Raw genomic sequence first — 18,990 nt, 5'->3', positions numbered from 1 at the left:
GCGTGAAAGCTGTCGCCCGTGAACGCCATCATCCCCAACGAATATGCGATGCCCGACGGCGAAGGCCGGTTTGGCCCCTATGGCGGCCGGTTCGTGGCCGAGACCCTGATGCCGTTGGTGCTGGAGCTGAACCACGCCTATGAGCGCTGCAAGGCCGATCCGACCTTCCAGGCCGAGCTGGACGACTATCTGACCCACTATGTCGGCCGGCCCAGCCCGCTGTATCTGGCCCAGCGCCTGACCGACCACTACGGGGCCGCCAACATCTGGTTCAAGCGCGACGAGCTGAACCACACGGGTGCGCACAAGATCAACAACTGCATGGGCCAGATCCTGCTGGCCATGCGGATGGGCAAGAAGCGGATCATCGCCGAGACCGGCGCCGGCCAGCACGGCGTCGCCACCGCGACGGTCTGCGCCCGCTTCGGCCTGCAATGCGTCGTCTACATGGGTGCGGCCGACGTCCAGCGTCAGTCTCCGAACGTCTTCCGCATGAAGCTGTTGGGGGCCGAGGTCATCCCCGTCACCTCCGGTCGCGGCACGCTGAAGGACGCGATGAACGAGGCGATGCGGGACTGGGTCACCAATGTCGAGGACACCTACTATCTGATCGGCACGGCGGCGGGTCCGCACCCCTATCCCGCCATGGTCCGCGACTTCCAGTCGGTGATCGGCAAGGAGACGAAGGTCCAGATGCAGGCCCGGCGCGGCAAGCTGCCCGACGCCGTGGTCGCGGCCATCGGCGGGGGGTCCAACGCCATCGGCCTGTTCCACCCCTTCATAGGGGATGCGGGTGTGCGGATGATCGGCATCGAGGCGGCCGGGCGCGGTCTGGACGGCCCCGACCATGCGGCCTCGCTTCAGGGCGGCCGCCCCGGCGTGCTGCACGGCAACCGGACCTATCTGCTGCAGGACGCCGACGGCCAGATCCTGGAGGGCCATTCCATCTCGGCCGGTCTCGACTATCCCGGCATCGGCCCCGAGCACGCCTGGCTGAAGGACATGGGCCGGGCCGAATACCGCGCCGCCACCGACGCCGAGGCGCTGGAGGCCTTCCAGCTGTGCTCGAAGCTGGAGGGGATCATCCCCGCCCTGGAACCCAGCCACGCCCTGGCCCGCATCGGCGAGATCGCCGCCGAGATCGGTACCGGCGGCGACGTCGTGCTGAACATGTGCGGACGCGGCGACAAGGACATCTTCGCCGTGGCCCGGCATCTGGGCGTGGAGCTTTAAGAACCATGATTCTGCTGTCCCTTCTGGCGGCCTTGACCCAGACCGTTCCCGCCCTGCCGGTGGTCCTGCCGACCGTCGCCAATGCCCGGGCGGATGCGACCTGCGGCGGCCGCACCGCCCTGACCGCCATCGCGACCTGTGTCGCGACGACGCAAGGTGCCGCAGAGGCGGCGATGGAGGCCTATGACGCTGACTTCCAGCGTCAGGGCTGGCTGGCCGCCGACGGTCGCGACAACCGCATCGTCTATGTCCGCCGGAAGGAGGGCGGTGGCTGCGACGCCTTCCAGGTCCTGGCCTTCGCAGGTCAGAACACCGCCGATCCGGCCGGTCCCGCGTACCTGGCTTTCGCCGTCGTGCCCGGCGACGTCTGCACGGCGACCCCGGCTTCCCCGGTGACGCCCGCGTCATGACCACCTCCCGTATCGACGCCCGTTTCGCCGCGCTGAAGGTCGAGGGCCGGGCCGGGTTCGTGGCCTATGTGATGGCCGGCGACCCCTCGCGGGACGAGGCCATGGCGATCCTGCGCGGCCTGCCCGCCGCCGGGGCCGACATCATCGAGCTGGGCTTTCCGTTCAGCGACCCGATGGCCGAGGGGCCGCCGATCCAGCGCGCGGCGCTGCGGGGGCTCAAGGCCGGCCTGACGCTGAAGGGCACGCTCCACCTGGCCCGCGCCTTCCGCGAGGGGGACGCCGACACGCCCCTGATCCTGATGGGGTACCTCAATCCGATCGAGTCCTATGGCTACGACGCCTTCGCCCGAGACGCGGCCGCCGCCGGGGTGGATGGCTGCATCGTCGTCGACTGCCCGCCGGAAGAGGCCGATCCCCTGACCGATGCGCTGGACGCGGCGTCGGTCTCCCTGATCCGCCTGGCCACGCCGACCTCGGACGATGCGCGGCTGGAGGTCATCGCCCGGCGCACCTCGGGCTTCGTCTATTATGTCTCCGTCGCCGGGGTCACTGGCGTGAAGGAGGCCCAGTCGGCCTCGGTCGCCCCCGCCGTCGCGCGTGTCCGCCGGGCCTCGGGCCTGCCCGTCGCCGTCGGCTTCGGGGTCAGGACCCCTGAACGCGCCGCCGAGATCGCCCGCGTCGCCGATGCCGTGGTGGCCGGATCGGTGCTGGTCGACGAGGTTGCCGCCGCCCTCGACGCGAACGAACCGGTCGCACTTCGCGTTCTGGCCAAGGTGAAGGCCCTGGCCGACGCCGTGCGCGGTGCGCGCGTCGCCGAAAACGTCTAGAGACACGGAATGGCCGAAAAGACCCCTCCCAAACCCCCCGAGAAACGCGGCGGCTGGCTCAGCCGCTTCGCCCCCGGCGTCCGCAAGATCGTCAGCCGGCGCGAGACGCCCGACAATCTGTGGGTCAAGGATCCGGACAGCGGCGACATGCTGTACCGCCCGGACCTCGAGACCGCCCTGTGGGTCACGCCGTCCGGCCGCCACATGCGGATCAACGCATCGCAGCGGCTGGGCTACACCTTCGACGGCGGTGCCTACGAACCCATCGCCTCGCCCGAGGTGGCCGAGGACCCGCTGAAGTTTTCGGACGGCAAGCCCTATCGCGAGCGGCTGATCGCGGCGCGCAAGGCCACCGGACTGAAGGACGCCATGTCGATCGGCTTCGGCGACATCGGCGGCACACCGGCCGTGGCCGTGGTCCAGGACTTCGCCTTCATGGGCGGATCGCTGGGCATGGCGGCGGGCGAGGGCTTCATCGCCGCCGCCCATGCCGCCATCGCGCGCAATGTCCCCCTGGTCTGTTTCACCGCCGCCGGTGGCGCGCGGATGCAGGAAGGCGCGCTCAGCCTGATGCAGATGGCCCGGACCACCCTGGCCGTTCAGGAACTGAAGGACGCCCGGCTTCCCTATGTCGTGGTCCTCACCGACCCGACGACGGGCGGCGTCACCGCCTCCTATGCGATGCTCGGCGACGTGCATCTGGCCGAGCCCGGGGCCCTGATCGGCTTCGCCGGTCCGCGGGTGATCGAGACCACCATCCGAGAAAAGCTGCCACCCGGCTTCCAGCGGTCGGAGTATCTGCAGGAAAAGGGCATGGTCGATCGCGTCGTCCCCCGCGCCGACCTGCCCGCCACGCTCGGCAAGATCCTGTCGATGCTGATGGGCGGACGACGTCAGGCCGCTTAGGTCGGCCCTCACGCCCTCTTCCTCATGCATAAGGTAGGGTAAGGGACAGTATGGACCCCGTTTCCGCCCGCCTGCTGGCTCGCCATCCCCAGAAGATCGACCTGTCGCTGGACCGGATGCGGACCCTGTGCGCCGTTCTGGGCCAGCCCCAGATGCAGCTGCCGCCCGTGATCCATGTGGCCGGGACCAACGGCAAGGGTTCGACCATCGCCTTCATCCGCGCCATGGCGGAGGCGGCGGGGCTGAAGGTCCATGTCTATACCTCGCCGCATCTGGTGCGGTTCAACGAGCGGATCCGGCTGGAAGGCGAGCTGATCGCGGACGCGCGCCTGTCCGCCATCCTCGACCGGATCGAGGCCGTGCGCGGCGTCGAGGCCACGGTCTTCGAAACCACCACCGCCGCCGCCTTCGTCGCCATGGCCGAGGTGCCCGCCGACCTGGCCATCATTGAGGTGGGGCTGGGCGGATCGCTGGATGCGACCAACGTCATCGACCGCCCGCTGCTGAGCGTGATCGCGCCCGTCGACTACGACCACGCCGAGTTCCTGGGCACTCGGATCGAGGGCATCGCCGGCGAGAAGGCGGGCATCCTGAAGGCCGGGGCGCGCGGCATCGTGGCCCGCCAGCAGGCGGCGGCGATGGCCGTGATCGAGGCGAGGGCGGCCTCGGTCCTGACGCCGCTGACCGTCATGGGCACGGATTTCGACGCCTGGGCCGAGCGCGGCGGCATGGTGTTTCAGGATCAGGAGCGGTTCCTCGATCTGCCCGCGCCGGGCCTGCGCGGTCCGCACCAGATCGCCAATGCGGGGCTGGCGGTCGCGGTCGCGCTGGAGCTCGACCTGCCCGAGGCGGCGATCGCGGCCGGCATTTCCGGCGCGACCTGGCCGGCGCGGATGCAGCGGCTGACCGCCGGGCCCTATGGCGAGATGGCGCGGGCGGCCGACGCCGAGCTCTGGCTGGACGGCGGGCACAATCCCCATGCCGGGCGCGCGCTGGCGGAGGCGCTGGCCGAGCGGCAGGCCCGGGCCCCGCGACCGCTGGCCCTGATCGTCGGCATGCTGGCCAACAAGGACCACGCGGGCTTCTTCGAGGCCCTCAAGGGCTCGGAGGCCCACGTCTTCACCGTTGGCTTCGACGGCGCGGCGGCGGACCCGACGGCCCTGGCGGCCGTCGCGCGAGGACACGGCCTGGGGGCCCAGAGCTCGTCCTCGGTCGAGGCGGCGCTCAGCCGGGCGCTACGGCTGGGGGCAGGCCGGGTGGTCATCTGCGGCTCGCTGTATCTGGCCGGCGAGGTGCTGGGGGCGAGCGAGGAGACCTGGCCGGTGTGAGTGCCCTTCTCCCGCAAGGAGAGAAGGAGCGTTACTTGCTCCGCAACCCCGTGATCGTGCGGTTCGGCGCGATGTCCTCGGCCGAGGTGATCAGGTGGATCAGCGCCGGACGGTCGCGCGCGGCGTCGCGGGCCGCCTGAAGTGCCGCGGGGAAGGCCCCGGTGGTGTCGCAGCGGATGGCGAAGGCTCCGAAGGCCTCGGCGTATCGGACGAAGTCCGGGTTCTTCAGATCCGTGGCCATGACCCGGCGGGGATAGTGCCCCTCCTGGTGCATGCGGATGGTGCCATAGGTGCCGTTGTCGACCACGATGACGATCATGTTGATGCCGTGCTGGACCGCCGTGGCCAGTTCCTGACCGGTCATCAGGAAGTCGCCGTCGCCCGCGACGCATATGACCTCGCGATCGGGATGCAGGGACTTGGCGGCCACGGCGGCGGGATAGCCATATCCCATCGCGCCCGACGTCGGGGCCAGCTGGGTGCGGCAGGCGCGGTGGCGATAGAAGCGGTGCAGCCAGGCGGCGAAATTCCCCGCCCCGTTGGTGACGATCGCGGTCGGCGGCAGGACCTCGCCGAGGTGGGCCATGCACTCCGACATATTGACCGCTCCGGTGACCGGCACCGGGGTCGAAAAGGCCTGATAGTGGGCATGGGCGGCCTGCGCCTGGTCATGCCAGGTGCGGCCGGGTGCCAGCGTCGCCAGGGCGTGGGCCGCCAGGCTGTTGTCGGCACAGGCGCTGGTCAGGGGCGTCCAGACCCGGCCGAGTTCCTCCGCGCCCGGATGGATGTGAACCAGGACCCGGGCGGTGTGCTCGCGGGTGAACAGGGTATAGCCCTGGGTCGGGTTCTCCCCCAGCCGCGCGCCCACCGCGATCAGCAGATCGGCGTCCTTCGCCCGATTCATCAGCTCCGGATTGCAGCCGAGCCCCAGGTCGCCGGCATAGTTGGTCCGGTCGTTGGACAGGATGTCCTTGCGGCGGAACGACAGGGCGACCGGCAGGCCCAGTCGCTCGGACCAGTCGCCGATGGCGGCGGCGGCGGCCTCGGTCCAGCCGGAACCGCCGAGCACCAGCAGCGGCCGCTCGGCCTTCGACAGGCGTTCCCCCAGATCGGCCAGAAAGGCAGGATCCAGCCCGGCCCTGGCAGGCGTCACCGCCCGGATCGGCACAGGCCCGCCCGGCGCGTGCAGGATGTCCTCGGGCAGGGCGATGACGACCGGTCCCATCCGTCCCTGCTGCGCCGTGGCGAAGGCACGTTCGACGATCTCGACGGTGCGGTCCGGGCTCTCGATCTCGGTCGCCCATTTGGCCAGGCCGCCGAACACCTCGCGGTAGTCGACCTCCTGGAAGGCGCCGCGGCCCCGGTCGGCCAGGGCGATCTGGCCGACGAACAGGATCATCGGCGTGGAATCCTGATGGGCGGTATGCACGCCGATCGAGGCATGGGTTGCCCCCGGTCCCCGCGTGACCATGCAGACGCCGGGCCTGCCCGTCAGCTTGCCATAGGCTTCGGCCATATTGGCCGCGCCCGCCTCATGCCGACAGGTGACGACCTCGATCTCCGGATGGTCGACCAGGGCGTCCAGCACCGCCAGATAGCTCTCGCCGGGCACGCAGAAGACCCGCGTCACGCCATTGATGGCGAGGGTCTCGACGAGGCGACGGGCGGCGGTTCCGGGGGGGTGCTGGCGGGTGTCGGTCATGCGGCGCGACCTAGCAGATCGACAGGCCTCTTGGCCATGGAACCTGCAATACCGTCTCCGGCGTCGGTCGCGATGTGCAGGCCGCCGGTTCGGCCGTGACCCACGGGGCCGGGACCGCCGGGAACTGACGCGCCCGACCGGGCGGGAATGAGGACCGAAAGGCCTTCGTTCCCGCCCTGCGGATACCGGGCCCTACTGCGCCGCAGGCCGCCCGCCCTCGGCCCATTCGGGCGTGAAATCGCCCTCCGCCAGTTCCGACAGCGGCTCGACCAGCGACTGTATCGCAGCGGTCATGAAGTCGAAATTGATGTTGGCGATCGTGTCTTCCGGCGTGTGATAGGTCGGAATGGTCGCCCAGCCCGAGATGGTGTGGGCGACGATGCCACGCAGGGCCAGGGCATAGTTGTCCGACCGCTGGAAGAAGTTCTGCTCCGGATAGGGGTCCGGCCCGATCAGTGCCCCGCGAGCCTTCAGCTCCGGCCCGAAGTTGGAGCGCTCGAACCCGGTCATCATCATCACGCCCGCCGGAAGCTGCGGGTCCTGATCTCCAATCATCTCGATCTCGAGATTGGCCTTCAGCCGCTCCAGCGGTACGGGCGGCTGATCGACGAAATAGCGCGAGCCGAGCAGGCCCGCCTCTTCCGACCCATAGGCGACAAACATCACATTCATCCGGTGTGGTCCGGTGCCCGAAAGCGCGCGCGCCAGCTCGATCACCGCCACGGTGCCCGACGCATCGTCGTTGGCGCCATGCATGACCACACCGTCCGACCGGACGCCGAGGTGGTCCAGGTGTGCCGAGACCATCAGCACCGGGCCGTCCGGCTCGGTACCCGGCAGCCAGCCGATGGCGTTGGTCGTCATGCCGTCTTCGACCGTCGTGGCACCGGGATCGAAGGATGCCGCGCCTCCCTTGGCCTTCAGGCGGTCCCAGGCGTCCGGCGCGACGACCAGGACGACGGGACCGGCGCGGGCCGGTGTCCCGGCCAGGCGGATGACGGGATCACGCGCGCCGTTGTCCGAGGTGGCCTGGGCCAGGACATCGGTCCGTCGCAGCAGGATCAGCCCGGCCCCGCTGCCCATGGCGGCCCCGAACAGGGCCCGGACGCCGGGGCCTTCGGGCGGGGCGATCATCAGGGTCGCGGCTCCCGAGGGGAGGGCGGCGGGATTTTCGGCGACCGTGATCGCGCCGGATGCGGCCGTCAGCCCCCCGGTCAGAATCGCGAAGTCCGCGCCCTGGCTCAGGGTCGTCCCGCCGACCGTGACCGTGGCCGCCCCCGACGGCGTGATCCGGGTCACCGGCGCCTTCTGCAGATAGCCGTCCATGCCGGGCACGGGGGTCAGGCCCGCCAGACGGAACTGGGCGGCGACATAGGCGGCGGCGATGGCCTCGTCCCGGGTCGCGCTGCCGCGTCCCTGCAGCTCGTCGCCGGCCAGGAAGTTCATATGCGCCTCGACGGCATTGCGCGCGATGGTCGTGGTCTGCTGCGCCAGGGCCGGCTGGGCCATGAGGGCGATCAGGGAGACGGCGACGAGGGACAGGCGTTTCATGGCGGTCTCCGTGTGGATCAAGGCGTCAGCGTTAGGGGGTCCATCGGCGGGCGGTCAAATGAATCCCTGTTTAGTCTGGACGACCGCCCCGCGCAGTTCTAACCGGCGTTTCGAACCTGTATCGGAGCTCGCCATGAAACGCCTCGCCCTCGCCGCATCGGTCATGGCGCTGGCCGGAGCCGCTGCCCTGGGTTCCGCGACCGTCGTGGATGCCTGGGGCGCGACGGGGCACCGCACCATCGGCGTCGCGGCGGTCCGCGCCCTGCCCGACGAACTGCCCGCCTTCCTGCGCACGCCCGGCGCGGCTGCCGAGGTGGGCGAACTGTCGCGCGAGCCCGACCGGACCAAGGGCGCAGGCCAGCCGCACGACCGCGAGCGCGACACGGCCCACTTCGTCGATCTGGACGACGACGGCCACGTCATGAATGCGCGCGGCCCGACCCTGTCCGAACTGCCCGAGCTGAAGAGCGAATACGACGCTCAACTGCTGGCGGTGGGTATCGAGGTCAATGATGCGGGTTACCTGCCCTATGCCATCATGGACGGCTACCAGCAGCTGGCGCGGGACTTCGCGACCTGGCGCGTGCTGAATGCGGCCGAGGCGCGCGAAACCGATCCGGCGAAGAAGGCCTGGTACCGCCAGGACCGCGAGCGGCGCGAGGCCCTGATCCTGCGCGACCTGGGATACCTGTCCCATTACGTCGGCGACGGGTCGCAGCCGCACCACCTGTCGATCCACTACAACGGCTGGGGCGACTATCCGAACCCGGAAGGCTTCACCAACGCGCGCAGCACCCACGGCGCGTTCGAGGGGGGCTTCGTAAGCCGCAACGTCCGTCTGGACGCGGTCGAGGCGGCGATGCCGGCAGCGAATCTGGACGGCTTCGACCTGCGCGCGCGCGTGGCGACCTATCTGATCGACACACTGGGCCAGCTGGTGCCCTTCTATCGGCTGGAGAAGACCGGCGCGTTCGCGGCCGATGCCGCGGGCGAACCCCTGGTGTCGGGCGTCGCCTTCGCCGATGCGCGGATCGCGGCGGCGGCGGCGGAACTGCGCGACCTGACCATTCTGGCCTGGCGTGACGCTGGCCGTCAGTCGATCGGCTGGCCTTCGGTCAAGGTCGCCGACGTCGAGGCGGGCACGGCCGATCCCTGGCTGGCCATGATCGGCGAGGACTGATCGCTTCTCTACTCCGCTCATCCCCGCGAAAGCGGGGACCCAGTTCTGTGGGCGATCGACCTTACAAGTGGTGTACCGGGGCTGATCCAGCGCTCCATGCCTCGCAAAAGCACTGGGTCCCCGCTTTCGCGGGGATGAGCGGGAGGTTAGGGGTGGTGCGATGATCCATACCCCCCCCGTCGTCATCCTCGACCGGTCGCAGATGGCCGAGAACATCGGCGCGGTGGCGCGGGTGATGGCAAATTTCGGGCTCGACCGGCTTCGGCTGGTCACGCCGCGCGACGGCTGGCCCCAGGAGCGGGCCTGGGCGACGGCGTCCGGGGCCGACTGGGTGCTGGACGGCGCGACCGTCTTCGACAGCGTGGCGGCCGCTACCGCCGACCTGAACACCGTCTTCGCCACCACGGCCCGGCCGAGAGAGACCCGCCAGCCGGTCCGCACCCCGCGCGAGGCCTCGCGCCTGCTGTATGACGACACGGCGTCCGGCCTGCAGGTCGGCCTCCTGTTCGGCGGCGAGCGGGCGGGGCTGGAAACGGCCGACATCGCCCTGTGCCAGGGCATCGTCACCATCCCCATCGACCCGCGCCACCAGAGCCTGAACCTGGCCCAGGCCGTCGCCATCACCGCCTATGAGTGGCGCACCCTGGTGCTCGACGCCCCGCCGCCCAACTTCCGCGAAGGCGACCCGCCGGCCCCGGGCGAACTGGCCGTCGGCATGTACGAACATCTGGAGCGGGAACTGGACGCCGCCGGCTTTTTCCATCCGCCCGAGAAGACCCGGTCCATGAGCCAGAACCTGCGGGTCATGCTGGGCCGCGCCGCCTTTACCGCGCAGGAGGTCGCGACCTTTCGCGGCGTGATCCACGCCCTGTCCAGGGGCAGGGGGCGGGTGCTGGAGCGACTGGCGCGACAGGCGGCGGACAAGATCTGAGCCTGAAGGACCGGACCTTTTCCATCGCCGACCTTCATGCCCCGGCGCGACGAACGCTGCCGCGACCGATCTTCGACCAGATCCACCAGGCCTTCGACCTGATGCATGCGGGCGACCGCGTCCGCAGCGTGTTGGTCTCTCAGGTCCGTTGCATTGAAAAACGGGCTCGGCTAGCGTCGCTGTATCAAAGCCGGGAGATCACCATGTTCACTCACGTCACCGTCGGTGCCAATGACATCGAGGCGTCGAGGCGCTTCTATGATGCCGCGCTCGGGGCGCTCGGGGTTGATGCCGGTGCCGGCCCCGACGCCAGGGGTCGCTACTGGTGGCGCACGCCGCGCGGGGCTTTCGCCGTCGGCGCGCCGATCGACGGAGAGCCCGCCTGCCATGCCAACGGCGGGACCATCGGCTTTGCGGCGAAGGATGCCGATGCGGTCAAGGCCTTCCACGATGCGGGCGTCGCCGCTGGTGGCACGGCCATCGAGGATCCCCCCGGCCAGCGCCAGGGTCCATTCGGCACCCTGAATCTGGCCTATCTGCGCGATCCGTCGGGCAACAAGATCTGCGCGATGCACCGGGCGGGCTAGCGGCTGGATCGCTTGCTAGCGGCATGCTATCATGAAGTATGGCCCAGGTCCTCGTCCGCGATCTCGATGATGGCATCGTCGCCCGCCTGAAGGCGATGGCGAAGGCTCAGAACATCTCCCTCGAACAGAAGTTCAGGGACATGGCGGCTCGGGAGGTCCTGGCGGTCGAAGAGCGGTTCGAGGAAATCTCCCGACGGTCCCGGGAGCAGACTCGCGGCTCCAAACTGGATTCGACCGCCATCATCCGTGCAGACCGGGATCGGTGAGCGCGGTCTTCGACGCCAGCGTCGTGGTGAAGTGGTTCCTCGATGACCCGCTTGCCGAAGCGGCCCGCGAGGCGCGGCTGGCGTTCAGGCCCGCGGTGGCACCGGACCTCATGCTGATCGAGGTGGCCAATGCCTTGCGGCGCTACGTCGTTCAGGGCGAGCTGCAGGCAGGTGCCGCGTTGGAGAATTTGTCAGTGACCAGGCAGGTGGTCGAGCTGTTCGATCATGAACCGTTGCTGGACGAGGCCTTCTCCCTGGCCTGTCGACTGAACCACTCCATGACGGATTGCCTCTACGCCGTGCTGGCCAGACGTCTGAATCTGCCGTTGGTGACAGCCGACGGCAAGCTCGCCCGAAAGCTGGCGTCGCTGGATGGGCTCGATGTCCGGATGATCGGTTGATGACCCTCCAGACCCTCAAGACCCACGCCATCCACGGCGGCACCCTGCGCTGAATGAGGCACGACAGCCCCGCCACCGGCACGCCGATGACGCTGTCGGTGTGGTCTTCCACGCGGAACGGCTTAAGGCCTGACCCATGACCGAAGCGCCCGCCGACCCGCCCGATTACGAACCGATGTTTGGTGCCCTGTGCACGGAACTGGGTATCTGCCTGCACATCAAGGGCCAGGCCAGGGTCGTGGCCGCCCTGCCCGAGGGGCTGGATGCCGCGGTCAAGGCCGTGTTCGCCGCCGAAGGCATCGACTTCCTCAATGCGTCCGGCAGCCTGAAGCGCGATGTGCGCGACTGCCTGAAGGTGCATCTGCCTGAGGCATGAACGAAATCGGCCGCGAAGCGCTTGGGTCCCGGGCCTGACGGCCTGAATCCCGTCCAGCCTTCACCCCCCTGCCAAGGAGCCTCCCCATGGCCTTCACCCTGCCGCCCCTGCCCTATGCCCATGATGCGCTGGAGCCCGCCATCGATTCCGGGACGATGACCTTCCATCACGGCAAGCATCACCAGGCCTATGTCGACAGGCTGAATGAGGCGGTCGCCGCCGACGCCGCACTGGCCGACCATGCGATCGAGGACCTGCTGAAGAGTGTGTCGACCCTGCCCGTGGCCGTGCGCAACAACGGCGGCGGGCACTGGAATCACAGCCTGTTCTGGGAACTGCTGGCCCCCGTCGGCCAGGGTGGCGAGCCCTCGGCCGGACTGGCCGCCGCGATCGACCGCGACCTGGGCGGGCTGGAAAAGTTCAGGACGGATTTCAATGCGGCCGGTGCGGCCCGGTTCGGCTCCGGCTGGGCCTGGCTGATCGTGCAGGACGGAAAGTTGAAGATCACCTCGACGCCCAACCAGGACAATCCGCTGATGGACGTCGCCGATGAGAAGGGCGCAGTCGTTCTGGCCGCGGACGTCTGGGAACACGCCTACTACCTGAAATACCAGAACCGCCGGCCTGACTATCTGAAGGCCTTCTGGACGGTGGTGAACTGGAACAAGGCCAACGCCCTGTTCGCGGCCGCGACGGCCTGACGGATCCAGAGGCGGGCTGTGGGGCAAACTTCACGGTCCGCCCATCTGGCGCATCGCCGGTCGCGCATTATCTCAGCGACGCCGTCGTTTCCCTGCGCTGAGGTTTTCCATGATCCCCCATTTCAAGATCGCCGCCGCCGGCCTCGTCCTGTCCACCGTCCTCGCCGCCGGTGCCTGTTCGAAGTCCGAGGAGGCCAAGGCACCCGCCGCGCCGGCGTCCGCCGCACCCGCAGTGACCGGTGATGTCGCCCGCTTCAGGATCGGGTCGCTGGAAGCCATCTCCCTTCGCGACGGCACCCTGGTCGTTCCCAACGACAACAAGGTCCTGGGTGTCGGCCGCACCCCGCAAGAGGTCGCGGCGGTCCTGACCGGAGCCGGTGCACCCGGGGACAGCATCAGCCTGTCGATCCAGCCGTTGCTGGTCCGCACGGGCGAGCGTCTGGTCCTGATCGACACCGGCGTCGGTTCCGGCCTGGGTGGGGCGGGCGGCAAGCTTCAGGCCAGCCTGACAGCCGCCGGCGTCGATCCGGCCGACATCACCGAAGTCCTGATCTCGCACAGCCACGGCGACCATGTCGGCGGCCTGGTCGGGGCGGAGGGACAGTTGCTGTTCCCCAATGCCGTGATCCGGATCGAGGCCAACGAGTGGGACTTCATGCGGGCCAACCCGGAACTGAAGTCGGTCAGCGAGGCTATCCTGCCCAAGGTCCAGGTGTTCCGTTACGGCTCCGAGGTCGCGCCGGGCATCACGGCGGTCGAGATCGCCGGCCATACGCCGGGCCATTCGGGCTTCGAGATCGTGTCGGGTGCGGAAAAGCTGCTCTATATCGGCGACGCCATGCACTCCTCGATCATCTCGGTGCAGAAGCCGGAGTGGCAGATCGCCTTCGACAACGACGCGCCCGTCGCCACCGCCAGCCGTGTCGCCCTGGACGAGCGCGCTGCCGCCAACACTCTGCGTCTCTACGGCTATCACTTCCCGTATCCGGGCGTCGGCCGCATCGAAAAGGCCCGCGACGCCTGGCGCTGGGTGCCGGAAGCCGCGCCGGCCAGCTGAGCCCGTCGGCCTTGACCTGAGGAGGGCGGGCCGCCATAAGGCCCGCTTTCCCGCGCCCGGCTCCTGTCGGCTGCGTGAAATCCACTACGGACGATGCGTGGACCGCCGTTGAGATCGCCCTTCCATTCGGGGAGGGGCCGGGCCGCATCATTTTGAAGAGACCAGAATGTCCAAGCGCCACAGCGCCAAATACAAGATCGACCGCGCCATGGGTGAAAACCTGTGGGGCCGTGCCAAGAGCCCGGTCAACAAGCGTTCCTACGGCCCCGGCCAGCACGGTCAGCGCCGCAAGTCCAAGGTTTCCGACTTCGGCCTGCAGCTGAAGGCCAAGCAGAAGCTCAAGGGCTACTACGCCAACCTGACGGAAAAGCAGTTCCGCAAGACCTATGACGAGGCCGCCCGTCGCAAGGGCAACACCTCCGAGACCCTGATCGGTCTGCTGGAAGCCCGTCTGGACGCCACCGTCTATCGCGCCAAGTTCGTGCCGACCCCGTGGGCCGCGCGCCAGTTCGTCAACCACGGCCATGTGACCGTCAACGGCAAGAAGGTGAACATCGCCTCCTACACGCTGAAGCCGGGCGACGTCGTCGAGGTCAAGGAAAAGTCCCGCAACATGGCGCTGGTCCTCGAAGCCCAGCAGTCCGGCGAGCGCGACATTCCCGATTATCTGGAACTGGGTGACCGCGGCTTCTCGGTCCGCTTCGTCCGCTTCCCCGAATTGGCCGATGTGCCGTTCGCGGTGAAGATGGAACCGAACCTGGTCGTCGAATACTACAGCTCGTAAGGGTTCTGACCGCGCCCCTGGCGGGTCCATGAGATCGAAGGCCCCGGAGCAATCCGGGGCCTTTGCGGTTCCGCATTACGCACTGTTCATTTGCGCCGACGCGTAAAGCACGCTTTCCATAGTCATCCGACAGGGAGGGTGTCATGGATCGCAGACAGGTGCTGGCCGCAGGTGTGGCCATCGGGGCCTTGCCGGGCCTCAGCTGGGCACAGGGGGCTGAACCCGCGTGGGTCAAGCTGCCGACCGAGCCGTATCGCGGCAAGCAGGACGACGTGGTCTTCGTTGACGCCCTGACCGGCTGGTACGGCAACGGCGCAGGCAAGCTGTTCAGGACGACGGATGGCGGCCAGAGCTGGATACAGATCCTCGACCGGCCCGGCACCTTCGTCAGGGCCCTCGGCTTCGTGGATGCGAACCTGGGGTTCCTCGGTAATATCGGACCCGACTACTTCCCGGGCGTGACCGATACGACGCCGCTCTATCGAACACGCGACGGCGGAGCCTCGTGGGAACCTGTGACGATCGACGGCCCGGCCGTGACCGGCATCTGCGCCATCGACGTCCACAAGGCCTCCTTCATCAATGCGGGCGTTCTGGACCACAGGGTGACGATCCGCGCCGGCGGCCGGGTCGGCGGGCCGGCGCTTCTGGCCACCTCGCGCGACGGGGGCGAGACCTGGACGTCGGAAGACCTGTCGGCCCTCACGGCCATGATCCTGGATGTGCATTTCGTCGATGAGCGGATCGGCTTCATCTGCGGGGCGTCCGATACGAACGTCGAACAGTCCCGCGCCGTCATCCTGCGGACCGGGGACGGCGGACGCAGCTGGTCGAGGGTTCACGAGGGCACGCGGCCGTTCGAACTGACCTGGAAGATGAGCTTCCCCACCGAGACGACCGGTTATGTGACCGTGCAGAGCTACAACCCCGATCCGGCAGCGACCCAGAGGGTTTTCGCAAGGACGACGGACGGGGGCCTGAGCTGGTCGGAAATGCCCCTGGTGGACAATGCGGCGGTGCGCGCGTTCGGCGTGGGCTTTGTCGACGAACGTCATGGCTGGATCGGGGCGGTGCCGAATGGCTTCGAGACCCGCGACGGCGGCACGACCTGGGTTCCGGTCCAGATGGGCAATGCGGTCAACAAGGTGCGGATCGTGCCGAACGGATCGGGCGTGGCGGTATTCGCGATCGGCGTCGACCTGCACCGGCTGGACCTGCCGGGCTGAGGCGCTCGTCCGGTCGGAGAAAATCAGGTGCGAAAGCGGCCGAACTGGGTGATGATGCCCCATACTGGCTGAACAGGATCCGGGACATGGCTCCCTTCCGCGCCCTCGCTGCAGTCGCCCTGCTTGCGCTGACCACCTCCGGCTGTGCGATGTTCCACCAGGATGCGCCGGAGCGGACGGCCGCGATGCCGGGCCAGCTGGAGCCGATCCACGCAGCGGCGATCGCCAACGATCTTGCGGTGTTCCGGGTCAGTTCGAACGGCTGCACCGACAAGGACGACCTGATGCTGGTCGTGGACCGTATGCGCAGCGGCTCGATCATCACCCTGCGCCGCATCGACGAGGACCGTTGCGACCATCCGATGGCGGATGGGGTCGAACTGCAATGGTCGTTCGAGGAGCTGGGCCTGGCCCCGGGCACAAGGGTGTCGGTCAACAATCCCTACCTATTGCCGCCGACGACCTGATCTAGACGGCGCTGCCGGTCGCCTCGATGGCCGACAGCGGGCTGTGGATCACCGAGACGAGCGTCCCGTGGCTGTCGCTCTCGACCTGGATGCGGGCCTTGAGCTGTTTCGACAGCGCTTCGACGATGCTGGTGCCGAGGCCCGGCGTCGCACTGGCCGCGTCCCTGGGCATGCCCACGCCGTCGTCCTTGATCGAGAGCGTCCAGTCTGGCCCATGGCTTCGATAGCCCACGACAATGGATCCGCTGCGGCCGCCGGGGAAGGCGTGCTTCAATGCATTGATGACCAGTTCGGTCACCACCAGACCCAGGCTGACGGACACGTCGGCATCGGTGACACTGTCGTCGACCTCGACCGTCAGAGTGAGCCGCGTCGGGTCGTGGATCATCGAGGCGGCGATGCTCTTGCACAGCTGGGTGAAATAGGGCTCCAGCTCGACGGCTCCGAGACGTGAGGCGGCCAGCTGCTGCTGCAGGGTGGCGACCGACATCACGCGGCTGTGGGCGTCGCGCAGGTTGATTCGGGTCTCTTCGGACGTCGTCTTTCTGGCACTCTGCAGGATGACACTGGCGATGATCTGCAGACTGTTGGCGACGCGGTGCTGGAGCTCCTGAAGCAGGATCGCCTTTTCACGCAGCAGGTCGTTCTTCTGCTGTTCGCCTTCGCGGGCGGCGGTGACGTCCTCAATGGTCATCAGCAGGCGGACGGGGTCGGCGTCCGAGTATTTCAGGCGCTGGGCATTGATGACGAGCTTGCGGACGCCCGCCCTTTTGCCCTTCAGGTCCATCTCATAGGCCGCGATGGCGGCGTTGCCCTTGGCTGTGGCTTCCAGCAGGACGCGCAGCTGTGGCTTGTTCCATTCGCCGGTCCCGACCTCACCCAGGAAGCCGCCGACGATCCGGTCCGGGTCAATGTCGAAGGCCACGCAGAAGGAGGTGCTGGCGGCGATGATCTTCAGCGTCTCGTCGAGCAGCAGCAGGGGGGGTCTGGACGAACCCACCACGGCCAGCGCGAGACTGAGGGGACCGTCGGGATGCAGAGGCGGGTGGGCAGCCACGGCTGACCCTTCAGGTGATCCGGAGCCTCGCGGAGCGAAAGACATACCCGGCCGAGATTTTTGGAGATTGGCAGCGACCGATTTTCAGGTGCCAACTGAAGTCATTGCGGAACCTATCGCGCCTCAGGAGGCCGGACGCAATCCGAAAGACTCGCGCTCCATGGAGCGCGAACGGCCGGTCAGCCTAACGCTTGCTTATGGCAGACCTTGCCTTGATCGGTCAGCGGCGTTCGAAGGTCGGCAACATGGTCGCTGGAATGCGGGTCGGGCGCAGGGTCGCGGCTTCGACCAGACACCATTCCGATACACCCTGCGCGCACAGGCGACCCTCGCCGTCCTCGATGCGGACAAAGCGGGCGAAGCGCGGGCCGTGGGGGTCACCGACCCAGGTCCGGGCGATGGCGGTGGCATCGGGCTTGAGCGCGCGGAGGTAGTCGATCTCGTGCCTCAGGGCGACCCAGGACCATTTCGCGCGGGTTTCGGCGTCAAAGCGGGCGTTCCAGTGGGTCGTGCCGGCGTCCTGCAGCCAGCCGACATAGACGACATTGTTGACGTGGCCGTTCTCGTCGATGTGCTCTGGCCGGATTTCGAGCGGCAGCTCGAAAATCTCCCGATCGGCCCTGGGCTCCAGGACGGTGCGAGCCACGGCTCAGGCCTCCCCGAGCGGCACGCCCCTTTCGACCATCAGGGCGGTCAGTTCTCCGGCCTGGAACATCTCCTTGACGATGTCGGAGCCGCCCACGAACTCGCCCTTCACATACAGCTGCGGGATGGTGGGCCAGTCGGTAAAGGTCTTGATGCCGTCGCGCAGGCCGTCGTCCTGCAGCACGTCGACACCGACGAAGGATGCGCCGATGTGATCGAGGATCTGGACCGCATGGGCCGAGAAGCCGCAGCGCGGGGAATCGGGCGTGCCCTTCATGAACAGGACGACCGGATGTTCGGCCACCGTCCGGGCGATGAAGGCATGGATCGGATCGGCGGGGGTCGCGGTATCGAGAGCCTGGTTGGACACGGAGGGACGCCTTTCGTTGCAGGCGTCAGCTAGGGTCGGCGACCTCGGTGGTCAAGGGTCGGCACATCACCAGAACGCGATCAGGCCGCGACTCTGGCCATCTCGATCTGGGCGGAAAGGCCATGCGGCATCTCCTTCTCCGGCACCGCGGCCAGGGTGTTCAGCCGCTCGATGTCGTCGGCGTTGATGAGGACGCTGCAGACGGAGGAATCGCTCATGGCGTGGGCCAGGCAGATGGCCTCTGCGGTCCAGCTGGGCGTGCGATGCAGGAAGGCGAAGGAGCCCACGCTGGCCAACGGATCTTGCTTCTGCCGCCCGCCAAAGCCGAACAGGCCCTTCTTCGGCTGGTTGAGCGTGATCGCCTTCTTTTCGGTGTTCAGGCTGTCGGGGAAATAGCCATAGGCCAGGATCGCCATGTCCTGCTCGCGCGCCACCCGCATCCGCGAGCGCACCCGCCAGTCGGAATTGACGTGGAAGGGCGTGGCCAGGACGTCGAATGCCCCGGTCGAGACATAGGTGTCCATGACCGGGGTCTCGCCCGAGATGCCCAGATATCGAACACGACCGGTGGCGCGCAGCGCCTTCAAGGCGTTCAGCGACGACTGCGGCAGTTCATGCTCGCCGGGTTCTTCGAGCAGGGCCATGTCGATCCAGCCCAGCCCCGAGATCTGCAGGACCCGATCGATGGCTACGGTCATGCCCTCTGCCGTGAAGTCGCGAGCGGAGCCGCGCCGACCGTCCCCCGCCCCCAGTTGCAGGCTGACGTTCAGCAGCTTGCGCTCGACGTTGACCAGGGCCTGACCCAGGACCTCGGCCAGGACGGGATCGGCGGTTTCCAGCCGGTAGGCATTGATGCCCGCTTCCAGGGCGCAAAAGATCAGGTCGCTGGCGGCACCCTTGCCGCGCGCCAGGCTGTCGTGGCCAAGGCTGAGAGTCAGGGTCGAGATGGCGGCGCCGGAAGCGCCGAAGGGCCGGTAACGCATGT

23 protein-coding genes are annotated in these 18,990 nt (G+C 68.1%); 17 read left to right on the top strand and 6 right to left on the bottom strand.

Annotation, left to right across the window (positions count from 1 at the left end; all coding sequences use genetic code 11):
- The first annotated feature begins 48 nt into the window (after positions 1–48).
- The 5 genes from trpB to HZ989_RS00480 are packed head-to-tail and all read left to right on the top strand — an operon-like array spanning position 49 to position 4,704.
- A complete protein-coding gene (gene trpB, locus HZ989_RS00500) occupies positions 49–1,233 on the top strand; it encodes a tryptophan synthase subunit beta (protein WP_371812990.1) in 1,185 nt (394 codons plus the stop codon).
- Positions 1,234–1,238: 5 nt separating this feature from the next.
- Positions 1,239–1,643, top strand: coding sequence for a hypothetical protein (locus HZ989_RS00495; RefSeq protein WP_209321701.1), 405 nt, complete (start codon positions 1,239–1,241; stop codon positions 1,641–1,643).
- Positions 1,640–2,470, top strand: coding sequence for a tryptophan synthase subunit alpha (gene trpA / locus HZ989_RS00490; RefSeq protein WP_209321700.1), 831 nt, complete (start codon positions 1,640–1,642; stop codon positions 2,468–2,470). The genes HZ989_RS00495 and trpA overlap by 4 nt, the downstream gene beginning before the upstream one ends.
- A 9-nt stretch (positions 2,471–2,479) precedes the next feature.
- Complete coding sequence (gene accD / locus HZ989_RS00485) at positions 2,480–3,376, top strand: acetyl-CoA carboxylase, carboxyltransferase subunit beta (RefSeq protein WP_209321699.1); 897 nt, start codon at positions 2,480–2,482, stop codon at positions 3,374–3,376.
- A 50-nt stretch (positions 3,377–3,426) separates the two neighbouring features.
- Positions 3,427–4,704, top strand: a complete 1,278-nt coding sequence (locus HZ989_RS00480) for a folylpolyglutamate synthase/dihydrofolate synthase family protein (protein WP_209321698.1) — start codon at positions 3,427–3,429, stop codon at positions 4,702–4,704.
- Between the two features lie 31 nt (positions 4,705–4,735).
- Here HZ989_RS00480 and HZ989_RS00475 read toward each other — a convergent pair whose 3' ends face one another.
- Positions 4,736–6,406 (bottom strand): thiamine pyrophosphate-dependent enzyme, encoded by a 1,671-nt coding sequence (locus HZ989_RS00475; RefSeq protein ID WP_209321697.1) that lies wholly within the window; start codon positions 6,404–6,406, stop codon positions 4,736–4,738.
- Between the two features lie 74 nt (positions 6,407–6,480).
- Between HZ989_RS00475 and HZ989_RS15285 the strand changes: the two genes are divergently transcribed.
- Positions 6,481–6,534: a hypothetical protein gene (locus tag HZ989_RS15285; RefSeq protein ID WP_245162494.1), complete on the top strand. Its 54-nt coding sequence runs from the start codon at positions 6,481–6,483 to the stop codon at positions 6,532–6,534.
- Between the two features lie 64 nt (positions 6,535–6,598).
- Here the strand turns inward: HZ989_RS15285 and HZ989_RS00465 are convergent, their stop codons facing one another.
- Positions 6,599–7,957, bottom strand: a complete 1,359-nt coding sequence (locus tag HZ989_RS00465; protein WP_209321696.1) for a M28 family metallopeptidase — start codon at positions 7,955–7,957, stop codon at positions 6,599–6,601.
- A 133-nt stretch (positions 7,958–8,090) separates the two neighbouring features.
- Here HZ989_RS00465 and HZ989_RS00460 point away from each other — a divergent pair, with 133 nt between their 5' ends.
- The 11 genes from HZ989_RS00460 to HZ989_RS00410 all read left to right on the top strand — a co-directional run bounded on the left by HZ989_RS00460 (position 8,091) and on the right by HZ989_RS00410 (position 15,933).
- The gene (locus HZ989_RS00460) at positions 8,091–9,137 is read left to right on the top strand and encodes a S1/P1 Nuclease (RefSeq protein ID WP_209321695.1); all 1,047 of its coding nucleotides are present in this window, start codon (positions 8,091–8,093) and stop codon (positions 9,135–9,137) included.
- A gap of 160 nt (positions 9,138–9,297) precedes the next feature.
- Positions 9,298–10,068 (top strand): RNA methyltransferase, encoded by a 771-nt coding sequence (locus tag HZ989_RS00455; RefSeq protein ID WP_209321694.1) that lies wholly within the window; start codon positions 9,298–9,300, stop codon positions 10,066–10,068.
- 203 nt (positions 10,069–10,271) lie between these two features.
- On the top strand, positions 10,272–10,655 hold the full coding sequence (locus tag HZ989_RS00450; RefSeq protein ID WP_209321693.1) for a VOC family protein: 384 nt from the start codon (positions 10,272–10,274) through the stop codon (positions 10,653–10,655).
- Positions 10,656–10,693: 38 nt separating this feature from the next.
- A complete protein-coding gene (locus HZ989_RS00445; protein ID WP_209321692.1) occupies positions 10,694–10,921 on the top strand; it encodes a hypothetical protein in 228 nt (75 codons plus the stop codon).
- A complete protein-coding gene (locus tag HZ989_RS00440; protein WP_209321691.1) occupies positions 10,918–11,322 on the top strand; it encodes a type II toxin-antitoxin system VapC family toxin in 405 nt (134 codons plus the stop codon). Before HZ989_RS00445 ends, HZ989_RS00440 begins: the two co-directional genes overlap by 4 nt.
- A 136-nt stretch (positions 11,323–11,458) precedes the next feature.
- Positions 11,459–11,698: a hypothetical protein gene (locus tag HZ989_RS00435; protein WP_209321690.1), complete on the top strand. Its 240-nt coding sequence runs from the start codon at positions 11,459–11,461 to the stop codon at positions 11,696–11,698.
- Between the two features lie 86 nt (positions 11,699–11,784).
- Positions 11,785–12,399, top strand: coding sequence for a superoxide dismutase (locus HZ989_RS00430; RefSeq protein ID WP_209321689.1), 615 nt, complete (start codon positions 11,785–11,787; stop codon positions 12,397–12,399).
- 109 nt (positions 12,400–12,508) lie between these two features.
- Complete coding sequence (locus HZ989_RS00425) at positions 12,509–13,456, top strand: MBL fold metallo-hydrolase (RefSeq protein ID WP_209321688.1); 948 nt, start codon at positions 12,509–12,511, stop codon at positions 13,454–13,456.
- A 166-nt stretch (positions 13,457–13,622) separates the two neighbouring features.
- Entirely contained in the window at positions 13,623–14,240 is a 618-nt protein-coding gene (gene rpsD / locus HZ989_RS00420) for a 30S ribosomal protein S4 (protein ID WP_013270528.1), read from the top strand.
- Between the two features lie 143 nt (positions 14,241–14,383).
- Positions 14,384–15,466, top strand: coding sequence for a hypothetical protein (locus HZ989_RS00415; RefSeq protein WP_209321687.1), 1,083 nt, complete (start codon positions 14,384–14,386; stop codon positions 15,464–15,466).
- A gap of 86 nt (positions 15,467–15,552) precedes the next feature.
- A complete protein-coding gene (locus tag HZ989_RS00410) occupies positions 15,553–15,933 on the top strand; it encodes a hypothetical protein (RefSeq protein WP_209321686.1) in 381 nt (126 codons plus the stop codon).
- 1 nt (position 15,934) lies between these two features.
- Here HZ989_RS00410 and HZ989_RS00405 read toward each other — a convergent pair whose 3' ends face one another.
- The 4 genes from HZ989_RS00405 to HZ989_RS00390 all read right to left on the bottom strand — a co-directional run bounded on the left by HZ989_RS00405 (position 15,935) and on the right by HZ989_RS00390 (position 18,988).
- The gene (locus HZ989_RS00405) at positions 15,935–16,990 is read right to left on the bottom strand and encodes a sensor histidine kinase (RefSeq protein ID WP_209321685.1); all 1,056 of its coding nucleotides are present in this window, start codon (positions 16,988–16,990) and stop codon (positions 15,935–15,937) included.
- A 220-nt stretch (positions 16,991–17,210) separates the two neighbouring features.
- Positions 17,211–17,636 (bottom strand): thioesterase family protein, encoded by a 426-nt coding sequence (locus HZ989_RS00400; protein ID WP_209321684.1) that lies wholly within the window; start codon positions 17,634–17,636, stop codon positions 17,211–17,213.
- 3 nt (positions 17,637–17,639) lie between these two features.
- Positions 17,640–18,005 (bottom strand): Grx4 family monothiol glutaredoxin, encoded by a 366-nt coding sequence (gene grxD, locus HZ989_RS00395; RefSeq protein WP_371812960.1) that lies wholly within the window; start codon positions 18,003–18,005, stop codon positions 17,640–17,642.
- 80 nt (positions 18,006–18,085) lie between these two features.
- A complete protein-coding gene (locus HZ989_RS00390; RefSeq protein WP_209321683.1) occupies positions 18,086–18,988 on the bottom strand; it encodes an aldo/keto reductase in 903 nt (300 codons plus the stop codon).
- Between the last annotated feature and the right edge of the window lie 2 nt (positions 18,989–18,990).

This window comes from Brevundimonas sp. AJA228-03, assembly GCF_017795885.1.
Taxonomy (GTDB): domain Bacteria; phylum Pseudomonadota; class Alphaproteobacteria; order Caulobacterales; family Caulobacteraceae; genus Brevundimonas.
The sequence above is the reverse complement of the archived record's forward strand: the minus strand, read 5'-3'. Positions and strand labels throughout refer to the sequence as shown.